We start from the raw sequence: 15,073 nt of genomic DNA, 5'->3' as shown, positions 1-15,073 counted from the left end.
CGTGTCCGATCTAGCCTTCTTCGTTCCGGCCGTGCTGGGGACCGTGGCCGTTCTCGTCCGGCTTCCCCGCCTGCGCAGAAACGTACGGGATCCCCTTCTCCGGGCCGTGGTGATGTACCTGCTGACGTGTACGGGCGTCTTCTACTTCGGGGCGACCTCGACGATCGTCAAGGTCAACGAGGTAACGGGCGTGCCGAACTTCGCCGCGCCCCTCCTCTACTCGCTCCTGATGGCCTGCTGTGGATCCGGCATCATCTTGATGATCACCTGGCGAGGAGGCCCGCCGGCCCGGATCCGCCGGGCCACACGCTGGTGCGCGGGAACCTACGGAGCCCTGGCCGTTGCGATGTTCGTGCTCTTCGCCCTGGGCGAGGCACCCGTCGAACGGCTGGAGGACCTGGACACCTACTACGCCAACACGCCGTACATCCGCGAAATGATCCTGCTCTACCTGATGGGCCACTCCGCCGCGGCGGTGATCATGGCGTCCCTGTGCCGGCGCTGGCTGAGCGGTGTGCCCCGGGAGCTTCGTGCGGGCCTGGGCCTCATGATCGCGGGCTACACCATCACCCTCGGCTTCGACGTGTGCAAGTTCGCGGCCGTAGGCGCTCGATGGGCCGGAGTCGACTGGGACGTCCTCAGCACCAAAACGGCACGGCCCTTCGTCACGGTCTCCTTCTGCTTCATCCTCCTCGGTTTCGGCGTCCCCCTCATCGTGCAGCGCTTCAAGGAACCCTGGCGAGATTGGACCCGGTACCGCCGGCTGGAAACTCTGTCACGCCTGCTCCACGGGCTGACGCCAACCACGGCAGTGGTCAAGATCCCCCTGCTCTCCACGATGGGCGTACGCCGGCTGCATCGAGAATCGGGCATCCACGATGGACTGCTCACCCTCAACCCCTACTTCGACCTCGCCCTGCGTGCCCGCGCACTGGCCGACGCGCTGGCCCATGGTGCCGCCGACGAGAACGCCGCCGCGGCCGCGGACGCGGTCATGGTCATCGCGGCGGTCGACGCGCTGCGTGCCGACCCCGAGCGCCGCGTGATCGCGTCCTCCCGGGAACTCCAGCCGGAACCCGGTGAAAAGCGCGATCTCGTACGGATCTCGCACGCGCTGGCCCGGATCCTCCTTTCCGGGGATCAGGGCAGGTCGATCCCGGAGAGGGAGCACGCATGACCACCGTCTACTTCTACCTTCTCGTCGGTGTCCTCTGCGCCGCCTTCGCCCTGAGGGCGCCCGACCTCGTCAGACACTGGCGCGATCCCCTCGTCCGTTCCGTATCCCTGCTCCTGCCGCTGGGCGCCGCCATCTTCTTCTTCGCGGCGCCGCCGACGATCTCCCAGGTGAACGCGCTCACGGGCATCCCCAACTTCTCGGTTCCGCTGGTCTACGGCATCGTCACCGCCGCCAGCGCAGCGCTCATCAACCTCACCATCACCTGGCGCGGAGGCCCGGAGGACCGGCGCCGCGCTGCCACGCGCTGGTGTGTCTGCATTTACGGAGCGGTGATCGCGACACAGTTCACCCTGTTCGCCCTCGGAGACCCGTCCGAGGAACGCCTCCGGGATTTCGACACCTACTACGCCACCACCCCGTACCTCCGGGAGATGGTCGTCCTCTACGTACTGGCCTACGGGCTGGCGAACCTGGTTCTGGCCCGCCTGTGCTGGCGCTGGTCCCGTGAGATCTCGGGCCTCCTACGGAACGGGCTGCTCCTCATCGTGACCGGCTCGGTCCTGAGCATGGGCTACGTCGCGTGCAAGCTCCTGGCCATCGGCGCGCGATGGACCGGCCACGACTGGGACGGCGTCAGCACCACCGTCGCCCCGACGGTGTCCTCACTGGCCTCGCTCCTTCAGTGCATCGGCCTCGCCCTGCCCTCCGCGAGCCAGGGCGTGATGGGTCTGTGGCGTCGGTGGTCCCAGTACCGGCGCCTGCGCCCGCTGTGGCTGACCGCGCGCGCGGTGACCCCGTACGAACTGGTGCGCATTCCCTGGAGCTCCTCGCTCGGCAAGCGCCAGCTGCGCCGGACCTGCGATATCCGCGACGGCCTCCGGCTGATCGCGCCCCGTCTCGGTCGCCACACGGATGATGAGAGACAGGCGGACGCGCTCCCCAGCGCACTGAAACCGGATGCGGCACACCACGTCGCCCTGGTGGGCGCGGCGCTCGACGCCTTGCGCGGTACCCAGGACGACCAAGGGGAATGCAGCATCGAGGACATGCTCTCGGGCGACGACGAACAACTCCTGCGACTCTCGGACGCCCTGCGCGTCCTGGCTGCTCTCGAGAAGACCTCCGGCCGGGAATCGGGGCGGCCATCGCCCGTCCAGGGGACCGCCGACCTCGTCGGACCACTCACCGAAACTCCGCCGACACGCCTGGGCAGCGCGGATGGCTGACTGACCCGACCTGTCACCACACCCTTCACACGCCATCCGTCCTGTTCGGGTCCGGGGTGGCCCCCTTCTTCCGACAACGATGCCGCCCGACCTCGGCGGCCCGCGAGAGAGCAGCCACATGACCCACCCCAGCAACACCCCCACGGTGGCGGTACGGCGCCGGGCCATCGTCATCGGCGGCGGTCTGGCCGGAACTCTGGCAGCCGCCGCGTTGCGCGAGGTGGTGGACGAGGTCCTCATCGTCGAGAACGACGAACTGCCGCCCGGCCCCGGCCCCCGTAAGGGACTTCCCCAGGCAAGCCACGCACACATGTTCTGGAGCAGCGGAGTACACGCTGCCGAAGCCCTTCTGCCCGGTGTCACCGACCGATGGATGGCCGCCGGTGCCAACCGTATCCCGATACCCACCGGCATGGTCGGATTCACTCCCGAGGGCTGGCTCCGCCGCTGGAGAGCCGAGACCGCCTTCCTGATCGCGTGCAGCCGCAACCTGCTGGACCACGTCGTACGCGACCTCGTACTGGCCGACACGAGGGTGACCGTCCTCCAGCGCACCCGCGTCGAGGGCCTCACCGGCACGGCCGCCCGCGTCACCGGCGTTCGCATCAGGGGGGCCGACGGCCGGGAAGCAGCCCTGGAAGCCGACTTCATCGTCGACGCGAGCGGGCGGGGCTCGCGGGCCCCGCGTCACCTGGCGGAGCTGGGGGTCAAACCCGCACCCGAGCGCTCCCTGGACCTGGGCCTGACGTACGCCACCCGTGTCTTCCGCGCACCGGAAGGAACGGCCGGGTTCCCCTTGGTCGTCGTGCAGTCCGACCCCCGGACGGCACGCCCCGGTCAGAGCGCCAGCATCCTCCCCATCGAACACGGCCAGTGGATCGTCACCACAGCCGGAACCAGAGGAGGCGAGCCCACGGCCAACAGCGAAGACTTCGAGCCGTTCGCCCGCGGGCTGCGCCACCCCATCATCGGCGAGATCATCTCCGGATTGGAGCCGCTGACCGACGTCACGGTCAACCGCAGCACCCGCAACACCCGCCGCTACTTCGAACACGTCAGGAACTGGCCGGAACGGTTCGTCGTCCTCGGCGACGCCCTGGCGGCGTTCAACCCCATCTACGGGCACGCCATGTCCGTGGCCGCCCAGGCCGCGCTCGCGCTCCGCGACCTTGCGGCAGCCGACGGAGTCGACGCGCCCCACCTCGCGCGACGAGTCCAGAAGGCCATGGCCAAACCGGTCGCGGCAGCCTGGGACCTGGCACTCGGACACGACGTTTTCTATCCGGGAGTCAAGGGAAGTGCCCAGAACACCCCGACGCGCAAGGACAAGGTCCTGTCCGGCTACACCTATCGCCTGCTGAACACGTGCTGCGGCAGCTTCACCATGACCAAGGACTTCTTCGACGTCACCTCCCTCCAGGCCCCGCTGACCACCCTGGTCAAGCCGCGCGTCCTCCTCGGTGCCCTGCGCGGCCCTCTGCGCCCGCCCCTGAGCGGACCGCCCCTGACGGCCCAGGAGCTGGCGTTCGTACGGACCGCCGACCCGAAGTGAGAGGGAGCGCCAGGCGCGTGTGTGCGGGACATAGGTGAAACTTCAGTCGCTTCAGTCGCTCCGAGGGGGATGAGATGCCCGCTGAACTGCGGTCTTCCCGCAGCGACTCAGGACAACCGATGCCTGAGCGCCCAGTCGACGGTCTCCGGCTGGCCCGCTGGTGCGTCGCAGGCGGCTGGCCCGTGCTCCCCCTCACCCCCGGCCGCAAGACCCCTGCCGCGAACTGCCGCGACTGCGCCACCCCGGGCCATACCCACAGCGGCTGTCCCTGCCTGCCCGCCGGCCGCTGGTGCCACGGCTTCCACGCCGCGACCCTCGACGGCCGCCGTATCGAACGATGGTGGGGACGTACCCCGTCCCCGGGAGTCGGCGTCGCCTGCGGGCCGGCCGGCCTGGTCGTCATCGACATCGACGCCCACTTCGGCGAACTCCCTCCGCGCGACAGGATCCTGCCCGGCATCCCCGTCGGCGAGCACATCGACCTGTCCGGCCTGACCACCGGCTACCAGTCCCTCGCTGTACTCGCGGCGCTGCGTGGCCACACATCCCCGGCCGAGGACGCCTCCACCCTGCGTGTCCGTACTCCCTCCGGCGGCATGCACGTCTGGTACGGGGTCACGGACGGCCGCCGCTGGCAGTGCTCCACCGGCTCCGGCAGGCGCGCCCTGGCCTGGCAGGTCGACGTACGCGCCCACGGCGGCTACATCATCGCCCCCGGTACGACGACCACCGCCGGCACCTACCGGCCCGTCGGCACCGCACTACGGCCCGCCCCGCTACCCGCCTGGCTCGCCGAGGAGCTGCGGCGCACCGGCCACCTGGCCGAGCCCGCCGCCGCGACCCCCCGGCGGGTACCGCCGCGGGCGCGTCAGGCCGTCCTCGCCGCCGGCGGGGGCCTGGACCGCACCTCCCGTCTCCTCGCCGCGCTCCTTTCCGACGTCGCGGCCTGCTCCCAACTCCCGGAGGGGGTCGGGTTCACGGAGAAGCTGAACCGGGCGGCCTACACCCTTGGCGGACTCGCCGCCGCGGGCCACCTCACCGATTCCGCTGCAGAGCAGGCCCTGCGCGAGACGGCGGAAGCCGCCCGCCCCGGCCAGGACCGCCGTGCCGGCCAGATCATCCGCAGCGGCATGACCGCCGGCGCTCAGCGCCCCCTGCACCTTGGAGACCGTCGATGAGCCTGACCACCGGTACGCACGGCTCCCGCTATGCCTTCGACCCCGAGGCCGTCGCCGCCCAGATCCTCGCCCAGAGCAGGCCTGCACCCGTACCCGCCCCCAGCGCCGCACCAGCGCACGCCACTCCCGCGGGCCTCCTCCCCGACACCCTCACCGACCGAGGCAATGCCAAGCTCTTCGTGCGCCTCTACGCGCGCGACTATCAGTACGTGCCCGGGCTGGGCTGGTTCAGGTGGGATGCCACTCGCTGGCAGGCTGATGAGGACGACACCGTTGTCTGGGCGGCCGGTGACCTCGCCGAAGCCATCGCGACCACCGACCCGCGAGGCGTCCACAGCGACCAGGCCCTCCACAAGCACCGGCGCCGGGCACTGAGCACTTCCGGTATGAACGCGATGCTCACCCAGGCGAAGGCCGCCCCGGGCATGGTCCTGCGCGCGGAACTCCTGGACGCCGATCCCTACGCCCTGTGTACCCCGTCCGGGATCGTCGACCTCCACACCGGGCTCGTCCGCACCCCGCAGCCGGACAAGGACTTCCATTCCCGCTCGACGTCCACCGGCCCGAAGTCGCAGCCCACGCCGCGCTGGGACCGGTTCCTCGCCGACACCTTCGGCGGCGATGCCGAAGGCCGGGAGATGATCGACTTCCTGCACCTGATGCTCGGCTACTCCATCACCGGCGATGTCGGCGCGCAGGTCATGCCGTTCCTCTTCGGCACAGGCCGCAACGGCAAGTCCGTCCTCCTGGACGTCCTGATGAAGCTCCTGGGCGATTACGCGGACGCGGCCCCGCCCGGCTTCCTGATGGCCCGTACCTTCGACGGCCACCCCACCGAGCTCGCCGAGCTCCACGGACGGCGGGTGATCGTCTGCTCGGAGGTCAAGCCCGGCGACAAGTTCGACGAGGCCCGCGTCAAACTCCTCACGGGCGGAGACCGGGTCAAGGCCCGCCGGATGCGCCAGGACTTCTTCTCCTTCGCCCCCACCCACAAACTGTGGCTCATCGGAAACCACCGCCCCGAGGTCGGCACGGGAGGCTTCGCGTTCTGGCGCCGCATGCGCCTGGTCCCGTTCGAGAACGTCGTCCGCGACGACCGGAAGATCGACAACCTGGCCGACATCCTCGTCACCGAAGAAGGCCCGGGCATCCTCGCCTGGCTCATCGACGGAGCCCGCCGCTACCTCGCCGGCGAGAAGGACCTGACCGGCCCCGCCCCCGTCCGCATCGCCACCACCGCCTACGCGGAAACCGAAGACCACACCGGCCGCTTCTTCGAGGAGCGCTGCACCTTCCACACCGACCACCGGGCCGAGCAGGCCCGTCTCTACAACGTCTACCGCACCTGGTGCCAGAACGAAGGCGCGCCCACCATCTCCTCCCGCGCCTTCGCGGCACGGGCACGCGAGCTCGTAGGTCTGGCCTCACCCAAAGAAATGATCTTGTCTAACTCGAAGAAGTACTATCCCGGCATCGGCTTGCTGGCAGAGGAGGAGAACGCGTGAGCTCCCTCATCTCTGACGACGAGATCCACCACGAAGTCGACCTCATCTGGCTCGAGGACATCACCGAACTCGACTACGTCCGCCAGTCCCTCGACCGTCTTCCCACCCGCCGAGGCAAGCCCGCCTACCACCGCGACGGCCGCCTCGTCGGCTACGCACAGCTCAGCAGCCAGGCCAAACCCTCACGCTCCAGCGGCACCTTCCGCCGCCGCCTCTTCTGGCTCCTGCCCCACGACCGCGACACCGTCCCCGACGGCCTCTGCGCCACCGGTGCCCCCGCAGAAGCAGTCGACCCGACCACGCTGGCCGCCGGCAGCCGAGGCCGCAAGACCGACCGCTCCGAACGCCCGGCCCAGGCCGCCGAGGCCTGACCTTTAACGTTGGCGCGCGCCCGATGGCGGCAGAGTTATATCCAACTGGGTCATCCGGAGAGGCTCCGGGGTTTTACGCTGGGCCGGTGACCGAGACGCTGCCCCCGGCGGGTGTTGACCTCTTTGACGTCGAACGGCTCCGGCTCGCGGAGGTGGAGGAGCCGAAGCTGTCACAGTCGGATGCTCTGGCCAGAGACCGGGTTTGGGACCAGGCGGTCCAGGCCAACCCGGCCCTGTTCGACGGGCCCGTGGTGGCCTGTGCCGGGCTGGAGCGGACGGGCCCGCGCATCCTTTTCCTGTCCTGGGTGCGGGTCACCTACCGGCATTACGCGCTGCGTCGCGTTCCCGGCGCCACGGCGTTGCCGTCGTTGTTCGTGAATGTCGTCCAGCCGGCCGATGACGGCCGTGTGCTGGCGGTCAGGATGTCGTCCTCCACGGCTGCGCCGGGCCGCTGGCAGCTGCCGGGTGGTTCCGTGGAGCCGCCCCAGGACGGCGAGGTGCTGGACGAGTGGGGACTGGCGGGCCAGGCGGCGCGGGAGCTGGTCGAGGAACTGGGGATCGGCGCGGCCCCCGAGACGCTGGGGCTGTGGGTCGTTACCCGTGGGGAAAACAGCAGTGTCGGCCTGACCTACCTTGCTCCGGCTCTTCCCGAGGCAGCGGTGCGCGCGGCTTTCGCCACCGCGGCGGCAGCCGAGCGGGCCCAGGGGTGTGAGCCCGAACTCGACAGCATTGCGCTGGTGCGCTCACCGGATGAGCTGGCCGGCCTGACCGGGCCGCATGCGGACTACCTGGAGCCGGTCGTCCGTCGCTACACCGCCGGGCGTTGAGGCGCGGCGGGGCAGTTCAGGCGCCGGCGAGGAAACCGCGTCCACGTTCGTCGAGTTCGGCTACACACCGTAGGCCGCGGGCGCGGAAGCGTGCGAGGTCGCCGCGCATGCGTGAGACGGCCTTGCGGGTCCGGACCGATCGGACTCCGCCCATGTGGTCGATGGCCCGATGCCAGGTGGTGCACGCCTGTTCGATGCTGCCGCGTTTGAGGTGCATCTCGGCACCCGCCACCAGGTCCAGGGCGACGATCCGCGCGTACGTATCGGCCGGCCGGGCTGTGGCGGCCGGCGCGTAGTGGTCGGCGGCGGCCCGGTGGTCGCCCAGGGTCTCGTGCACCTTTGCGGTGCGGGAGTACACCGACGCAGCCGGCGGTCCCCAGGCCAGCGCCCAGAACGGCACTTCGTCGCCCGGGGCGCTGGTCAGTAGAGTGCGGGCGTGCTCGGCAGCGGCCAGGGCAGCTCGGTGTTTGCCGTTCTTGGCCAGGGTGTGGGCGTGGACGACGCGGCCGTCTCCTGGAAATCCGTGCCCGCCCCGAGCTTCGCGGTGAGGACGTCGGCTGCGGCCATGGCGGGATCCGGCTGCACGGCCTTCGCCTCGGCGGGACGTCCGGGAGCGGGCCTGGCGGCTGGCCGTGGAGGGCGGCGTGGAGGAGTCCCAGGAAGGCGCCGAGGTCACGGACCTGGCCGGGGGCAGTTCGACTCCCCGCACGTGGACGCCGTCCGCCCCGGGCAGGACGCAGCGTCGCCGATCCAGAGGGCCAGGAGGCTGAGGGCGGCCAACCGCGCCAGCCCTCCTGGCGGCCGTGGCCGGACGATCTGGGAGGACATGCGGGTCAGCGGCAGCTCGCCACCACCGGGCAGTCTCAGGATCGGACCTCTATGGCTGTGTGATGGGGAGCGGGTTGCCTGTCGCTCGATCAACGACTTTGCGGGCATCCAGCGGTTTCTCGAGCGTGAAACTCACCGGCTCCAGTCTGATGTTCGCCGTGCAGGCTTCCCCCTTCTTCTCATCTGTCGTGAGCGTCAAGGTCAGGGAGACCGCGGTGTCGGTCTCGGTCCCTGAGAGCCTGCCCTTCTGGCAGCCCCCCACCGGAATGACCGTCGTGAGGGTCCGGCCGTCCGCGCTGATGGTGGTCGCTTTCGTGATGGGCTGGGAGGCTGAGGAGGGCCCTGACTCCGGGATGCCGCCTTGGCCGGCTTGCCCACAGCCACCGAGTGCGAAAGCGCCGACCAGGGCCGCCAGGGTTGCCCGCGCGCGAAGTGAGCGTGGATTCATGCCGGTGTGACGCATCAGGCTTGCTCCCGGTTCCTGCAGGGACAGCAGCGCGTGAGGGCGGGTGGCCTCCTTCAGGATCGCCACCCGCCTTCACTGCCGAGTTACGTGGTCGGGTTCAGCTTCAGACCGAAGTGGTTGAAGATGTCCGTGGCCTCGGTCCAGTAGACGTAGTTGCCGGCGTAGGTCTGGTACGGGCTGGAGAGGGCAGAGACGACCCCGCGGGCCTGGCGTGTGGAACCGGTCTTGGTGAAGACCATGGTGCCGCTGTCGCCGTGGGCGACGGTCCATTGGGCGTTCGGAAGCCGGGTGCCCTGAACCCCCCTCGCGGTCCAGCCGTTGTCCATGGAGTAGGTGATGTCATCGTTGATGACCCGGATGCCGCAGACAGTGCCTTGCTGCATGAAGAAGGATGCCGCACCGCTCTGGCACACGTCGGGGTCACCGTTGTGCGAGTAGGCGTAGCTCGTCACCGGTGCGTAGCCGGTGGACTCGCTTACGTCGGCGTTGTTGTCGGCGCCGATGAGCATTTCGGCGTCCCAGTTGGTGGCGAGGCCGGAGACGGTGCCGACGTAGTTTCCGATCTGGCTGTTCAGGCCGTCGTAGAAGTGGCCGAACGCGGGAGTCGGGCCCGCTCCGGTGTAGATCCGCTCTCCGTCGTTGAAGCAGTGCCCGGCGGTCACCATGACACGGACGTTGTCGCTCTTGCGGACGGCGGGCAGGCCGGCCGAGCAGTAGGAGCCGCCGTTCGTGATCACGTCTCCGGCGATGAACGGGCTGCTGTCGTGCCACTTGATGTCGGCCCAGCTGGCGGGCGCGATCTTCTGGCCCTGCATGAAGTTCAGCGGCACGTCGCCGGCGTTCAGAGCCTTCGGGGTGCTGGCGATGGCCGTGGCCGGAGCATCGACTGCCACATCGAGTGAGGACCCCTCAGCATTGACCGCCACTGAGTGAATCTCGTAGGGGAGGCTCCTCGCCGCGGACTTGGCGAACAGCTTGTCCCGGGCCTCGTGCAGGGCGTCGAGGGTGTAGCGGACCTGCTCGACGACGATCTTCTTCGTGTCGATGCCGACATCAGTCTGCCGGGCCGCCGCGATGAGCTTCGCTGCGCGGGACGGATCGGTCAGGTAGACATGCACCACGTTGTGCGGGGCATCGATGCGCACGCCCGCGTACGTGTCGGACTGCTTGGCCTTGCCCGCAGTGTCGACGGCATCGGCGAGATGCCGCAGCGGCTCCAGCAGCTTCCCCCGCTGCTCAGGATCCATCGCGGCGATCTGGACCTCGGTGTGCTGCGCTGGTACGGGCTCGGCTTGGGCTCCTGGCGCGGTGACGGTAAGCAGCGCCAGACCGGCTGCGCCGATTCCGATCGCGGATTTCACGGTTCTCTTCACTGACCCCCCAGTTGCGAAGATGCGCAGCTCCTGACCACAGCCGCCCGATGACGCACTGGGCCCATGGTGTGGCGCAGGAGCCGCGTGGTGACGGTGGGAGCCTACTTCGAGAATCAGACTAACGTTCGCGATTTTGCGGCCGGTCTGCGATGCCACGGCGCGAGGCTGACCGGGATCAGTCTTTGAGGTGCAACGAGGTACCGCCAGTCGACAATCCAATTGAAGAGATGGGGCAGTTGAGGTGGCCGCCGACCCCCGGTGCAGACCGCAGGCCGTATGGGGCCGGTGGTATATGGCGGCAGCAGAATGGCGTGATCCAGCGCTCGACGACCCAGACCTGCATGCGGGTCACCACGAGTACCGACGCGGCGGCGCCCTGGCCTACCTCGCCGCCTACGACGTCCACCACGCCCGCGTCCTCGCGCGCTGCGAGCCCACCACCGGCATCGTGCCCTTCATGAACCTGGTCACCCAGGTCATGACCAGCGAGCCCTACGCCAGCGCGAAACGCGTCCTCTGGATCGTCGACAACGGCTCCTCCCACCGCGGCAAGGCCGCCATCGACCGCCTGGCCAAGGCGTTTCCCAACGCCGTCATGGTCCACACCCCGGTCCACGCCTCCTGGACCAACCAGATAGAGATCTTCTTCTCCATCCTCCAACGCAAAGTCGCCGCACCAGCAACATGGTCAACCCCCGCAGGACTTCGGGCTGTGACCACGTAGCCTGAGCGCGTTCAAAAATCGTGTTGGGGTGGGCCGGGCACTCGCGCCCGGAAACATGGTGGGGAACCAATCAACTTCAAGCGCATGGCAGTTGTGGCCGCCGCCGCGGCGGTCGGCCCGACGGTACTGGCCGCCACGCTCGCGATGGCGTAGGAGAAGCCCGCCGTCACCGCGCCGGACGCGGCACTCAGGGACGAAGCGCCGGGCACGGGGGCGCCCGACCAGTCGAAGCCCTCAGCAGGCGAGCCGAAGGCCGCTGCTCAGCCGGCTCCCGCGGGCAAGGCAGAGCAGAAGACCGCCGATGCCACCCGCGCTTCCGCGGCGGGCCCGAAGGTTTCGATGCAGGGCGTTCCGAAGAACTTCAAGCCCGGCGGCAGCCCGGTGCAGCTCACGGTGACCGTCGACAACCGGGGCGGTGGGGCCCTCGCCTCGTACGTCCCGGCCGTCGGAATCTCGCAGTACGACGGGATCGTGAAGCCCCAGCACATCAAGGCCGAGCGCCGCCTGCCGAACGGCACCTGGCAGCCTGTCACCCTCCGACTCGACCGCGGCGAGACGGTCTACGAGGTCGAACTGGGCGAGCGCGCCATCGCCCCGGACGAGGTGTACACGGTGGAGGTGCGCCTGGCCTTCACGGCGAACAGCCCGGCCGCCCCGATCGAGGTCTACGTAGGCGGCGAGGGCCGGAGCCAGGACGGCAGCCGGGTGACCTCCCGCTTCACCTGGTTCGACAGCGTGGTCGGCGAGGGCGGTGGCACGGGCGGTGGTGCGGAGACCCCGGTCTTCACCGGTCCGAAGCTCGGCCTGCAGGGGCTCCCGCGGGACGGCTTCCGGACGGGGCAGGACTGGCGCGAGTTCTCCATGCGCGTCGATAACACCGGGCACGAGGCCATCGACGACTACCAGCTGGATCTGACGCTCTGGGTGAAGGGCGGGTTCCTCAAGTAAGGAGACGTCGAGCCGGAGGTGTGCGCCCCGATCGCACCGGGAGGTGGGGCTGGCACCCGGTCGTCTCCGACGGTTCGGAGGAGGTGTGGACGCAGCGGCTCGCCACCGTCGACGTCGAGGAGAACGAGACCTTCGACCTCAAGCTCCGGATGATGTTCGACAGGAACACCGCGGCGCACGAGATCTCCCTGCGCACCTCGGGCCAGAACGGCTGGGGTGAGGGCTCGGTCCACTCGGAGGACGTCAGCCACGGTTCGTGGATCAGGCGAGCCGCGTCCGGCCATGTGTTCCTCGAAGGCCCCCGGCTCACCGTTGCCGGTGTGCCCCGGGACGGCTTCAAGACCGATCGCGTGGCGTAATTCCCCAACGCTCCCACCTGGGCCTTTGGCTCTCACGTCCACTCGTCGGCAGTCATGCTGGCCAGAGGTTGGCCACAGCCATGATCATTCGGTGGGTCCGTCACCAGGCCCGGGTTGCCGCAAAACGCTTTCCAACTAACCGCATGGCCGTACATGGGGTCGCGGCTGTGCGGCAGCCCAGACACAGTGCTTGCACGGCGGTGAGCCGAGGAGGCCGTCACCACACTGGACAAAGACCACAGGACAACCGACCCGCCAGCGACACGGGTGCTTGTCGTCCCGCGGCGGGGATCAGTACTACCCGGCGGAGCCCTGGTACCTACCGGAGGGTTCATTCCCGCGGGTGCGGGGAGCAGACCGGGACGCAGACCATCGCGGGCGCCAAGACGGGTTCATCCCCGCAGGTGCAGGGAGCAGTCCGGTTGTGTGGCTGGCGGGTGTCTGTGCAGGGGTTCATCCCAGCGGGTGCGGGGAGCAGGTCAGCCATGCTGCCCTCGAAGGTAACCACCACGGGTTCATCCCCGCGGATGCGGGGAGCAGTCCGCGTGCGCGCCCTCGATCAGCTCCGCCTTGGGTTCATCCCCGCGGGTGCGGAAAGCAGAAGGTCTCGGCGCACAGCCATGCGAACAAGTGGGGTTCATCCCCGCGGGTGCGGGGAGCAGCCGCCCTCGCGGGTCCACGGCTGCTGGGTCTGGGGTTCATCCCCGCGGGTGCGGGGAGCAGGGCTGCTCCGCGAGTGGCTGCGGGCGGCTGTCGGGGTCATCTCCGCGGGTGCGGGGAGCAGGCTTTCTGAGCTGGGACGTTATCCGGCCCGATCGTCTCTTTGCAGCACTTTCAAAGATCCCGGCATTTGAGCATAGGAGCGGCACTCCATAAGGCAGATAGCCGGCCGGCCACCCGTCTGAGTCCTCGTCTGGACCTCTGGCTCCATCGCCCGACAGCCGCGGTCCGGCTGGCCAGAGGAGGAGAGAGATGAGCATGGCTGAGCCCTCCGTGATTCCCCCTCGAAGATCAGCCGCTCCTGGAGCGCGAGAACCCGCCACTGGTGTGGGTGGTGCTGAGTGAGGCTGCCCTGCACCAGGAGTTCTTCCCCTCCTCTGACCTGCGATGTCTGGGGGCGAGGAGTCTGCACTGGGAGGGCTTGGGTGGTTGCCATCGTTCGTGGACGTTGCCGTCAAGCGCTGCCGTCAGGGAGCCAAACCGCATCTGGCGCTGAGCATGCGGCCAGAGCGCTGCTAGCTCGGACGGATAGGCAGCGAAACGTGGGGGCGTATATCGCAGATCTGCCTCTTGCCGGATTCTGCGGAAGTGAAGCAGAAGGCTTGGTAGCCCAAGTAGAGTTCCAGGTCAGAAAGCTGCTCCCTGCGCACGCGGGGATGAACCCCGGCAGGGGCCGAGGAACTCGACGATGGCGAGCCGCTCCCCGCGCACGCGGGGGATGAACCCTGGGCGATCGACTCGCCGCAGCGGATGACCTTCTGCTCCCCGCGCGCGGAGGGATGAACCCGTCCCGGGGACCGTCGAGGTCATCACCGATGACTGCGCCCCTGCACATGGGGGATGATCCCTGCTTGAGATTCTTCGTGGGAACGCGCTCAACATGGTCCTCGCGCACGCGGGGATGAACCCCAGTCGACGCAGATGACGTAGCTGTGCCAGCCCTGCTCCCCGCGCCTGCGGGGATGGCTTTGGTCTGCTCAGCGGCATGCGGGACCTTCCCCGCGTGGTCTTAGGCGAAGGAGCAGAAGGCGACCGCCGCATCATCTCCGGCCTTGTAGCGGGGCCAGCGCTGGCCGTGGGGGTCGGTCGCTTCCACTTCGCGAACCGTGCGGATGAGGGCTGCTGGCCCGTTCCCCCTGAGCTGGTCGAGCAGAGCTTCCCAGCTAGCCATCCGATACTCGGTGACCAGCCGCGAGACGCCATCCGACATGACGGCCGCCGACCGCACGTCGGCAGCGGCGACAGTGCCTGTCAGTGCGTGCGAGGCAGCTTCAGGTGCCGCTGCGGCCACCCAGTAGCCCTCCGGGGTGTTCCGGATCTTCCTCTGGGCAGCTACGAGCCTGGCGACGCTCGCGCGGTGCTCCGGCGTACCTGTCTGGAACTGTTCCGTCTCGGCCCGCAGGTCCTGGCGGACGTCATCGACCCGCAGGTCTGTCAGCACTGTCACTCCGCCGGTGCCCTCCAGAACGATGGGCGAGTCTGCGAGCACGAGGTGATCGAAGTAGCCCGGTAGCTCTCGAAGGATGGCCACGGTCGCCGACGGGGTCCCAGGATTCTTGAGGTCGCACTCGGGATGGAGCCTGGCCACTCCCTCCAGAGCTTCGGCTAGCCCATCCGCGAGCGGCCGGTCAGTTGCCGCCAGCGCTGCCACCAGGTGGCCGCCGAGTTGCGCGACGTACCAGGGCACGCCGTGGCGGCAACCGGTGTCTAGTCCCGCAGTACTGAGGCCGTCCAGCACGAGGGCAAGGGAGGGGGTGCCCCCCACCCAGTCCTCGTTGGGTGCTGATCCCCCAGGCTCGGTCGCAACGCTGACATACAT

At 69.0% G+C, this 15,073-nt stretch carries 14 protein-coding genes; 10 read left to right on the top strand and 4 right to left on the bottom strand.

Annotated elements, in window-relative coordinates:
• Position 1: 1 nt before the first annotated feature.
• The 7 genes from ACFV0Q_RS03320 to ACFV0Q_RS03290 all read left to right on the top strand — a co-directional run bounded on the left by ACFV0Q_RS03320 (position 2) and on the right by ACFV0Q_RS03290 (position 7,836).
• On the top strand, positions 2-1,177 hold the full coding sequence (locus tag ACFV0Q_RS03320; RefSeq protein WP_384999686.1) for an MAB_1171c family putative transporter: 1,176 nt from the start codon (positions 2-4) through the stop codon (positions 1,175-1,177).
• Positions 1,174-2,403, top strand: coding sequence for an MAB_1171c family putative transporter (locus ACFV0Q_RS03315; protein ID WP_384999683.1), 1,230 nt, complete (start codon positions 1,174-1,176; stop codon positions 2,401-2,403). The genes ACFV0Q_RS03320 and ACFV0Q_RS03315 overlap by 4 nt, the downstream gene beginning before the upstream one ends.
• A gap of 118 nt (positions 2,404-2,521) precedes the next feature.
• Entirely contained in the window at positions 2,522-3,955 is a 1,434-nt protein-coding gene (locus ACFV0Q_RS03310) for an NAD(P)/FAD-dependent oxidoreductase (RefSeq protein ID WP_384999680.1), read from the top strand.
• 119 nt (positions 3,956-4,074) lie between these two features.
• On the top strand, positions 4,075-5,133 hold the full coding sequence (locus tag ACFV0Q_RS03305; protein WP_384999677.1) for a bifunctional DNA primase/polymerase: 1,059 nt from the start codon (positions 4,075-4,077) through the stop codon (positions 5,131-5,133).
• On the top strand, positions 5,130-6,638 hold the full coding sequence (locus tag ACFV0Q_RS03300) for a phage/plasmid primase, P4 family (RefSeq protein ID WP_384999674.1): 1,509 nt from the start codon (positions 5,130-5,132) through the stop codon (positions 6,636-6,638). Before ACFV0Q_RS03305 ends, ACFV0Q_RS03300 begins: the two co-directional genes overlap by 4 nt.
• Positions 6,635-7,009 carry a DUF6009 family protein gene (locus tag ACFV0Q_RS03295; protein ID WP_384999671.1) on the top strand — a complete coding sequence of 125 codons (375 nt, stop codon included), beginning with the start codon at positions 6,635-6,637 and terminating at the stop codon, positions 7,007-7,009. The genes ACFV0Q_RS03300 and ACFV0Q_RS03295 overlap by 4 nt, the downstream gene beginning before the upstream one ends.
• Positions 7,010-7,095: 86 nt before the next feature.
• Entirely contained in the window at positions 7,096-7,836 is a 741-nt protein-coding gene (locus ACFV0Q_RS03290; RefSeq protein WP_384999669.1) for an NUDIX domain-containing protein, read from the top strand.
• Between the two features lie 16 nt (positions 7,837-7,852).
• On the opposite strand, the gene ACFV0Q_RS03285 is transcribed toward ACFV0Q_RS03290, so the two are convergent.
• From ACFV0Q_RS03285 to ACFV0Q_RS03275, 3 genes are all read right to left on the bottom strand, one after another.
• Positions 7,853-8,194: a hypothetical protein gene (locus ACFV0Q_RS03285; protein ID WP_384999666.1), complete on the bottom strand. Its 342-nt coding sequence runs from the start codon at positions 8,192-8,194 to the stop codon at positions 7,853-7,855.
• Positions 8,195-8,713: 519 nt separating this feature from the next.
• Positions 8,714-9,196 (bottom strand): hypothetical protein, encoded by a 483-nt coding sequence (locus ACFV0Q_RS03280; RefSeq protein ID WP_384999663.1) that lies wholly within the window; start codon positions 9,194-9,196, stop codon positions 8,714-8,716.
• A 17-nt stretch (positions 9,197-9,213) separates the two neighbouring features.
• On the bottom strand, positions 9,214-10,491 hold the full coding sequence (locus ACFV0Q_RS03275; protein ID WP_384999660.1) for a peptidase: 1,278 nt from the start codon (positions 10,489-10,491) through the stop codon (positions 9,214-9,216).
• Positions 10,492-10,795: 304 nt separating this feature from the next.
• Here ACFV0Q_RS03275 and ACFV0Q_RS03270 point away from each other — a divergent pair, with 304 nt between their 5' ends.
• The 3 genes from ACFV0Q_RS03270 (at position 10,796) to ACFV0Q_RS03260 (ending at position 12,534) form a co-directional block, all read left to right on the top strand.
• The gene (locus tag ACFV0Q_RS03270) at positions 10,796-11,227 is read left to right on the top strand and encodes a transposase (RefSeq protein WP_384999657.1); all 432 of its coding nucleotides are present in this window, start codon (positions 10,796-10,798) and stop codon (positions 11,225-11,227) included.
• 339 nt (positions 11,228-11,566) lie between these two features.
• Positions 11,567-12,175 (top strand): hypothetical protein, encoded by a 609-nt coding sequence (locus ACFV0Q_RS03265; RefSeq protein ID WP_384999654.1) that lies wholly within the window; start codon positions 11,567-11,569, stop codon positions 12,173-12,175.
• Between the two features lie 20 nt (positions 12,176-12,195).
• A complete protein-coding gene (locus ACFV0Q_RS03260) occupies positions 12,196-12,534 on the top strand; it encodes a hypothetical protein (RefSeq protein WP_384999651.1) in 339 nt (112 codons plus the stop codon).
• A 1,729-nt stretch (positions 12,535-14,263) separates the two neighbouring features.
• On the opposite strand, the gene ACFV0Q_RS03255 is transcribed toward ACFV0Q_RS03260, so the two are convergent.
• Positions 14,264-15,073 carry a hypothetical protein gene (locus ACFV0Q_RS03255; protein ID WP_384999649.1) on the bottom strand — a complete coding sequence of 270 codons (810 nt, stop codon included), beginning with the start codon at positions 15,071-15,073 and terminating at the stop codon, positions 14,264-14,266.

The organism is Streptomyces sp. NPDC059564 (assembly GCF_042735575.1).
Taxonomy (GTDB): Bacteria; Actinomycetota; Actinomycetes; order Streptomycetales; family Streptomycetaceae; genus Streptomyces.
This window is presented reverse-complemented; position numbering and strand designations above follow the sequence as displayed.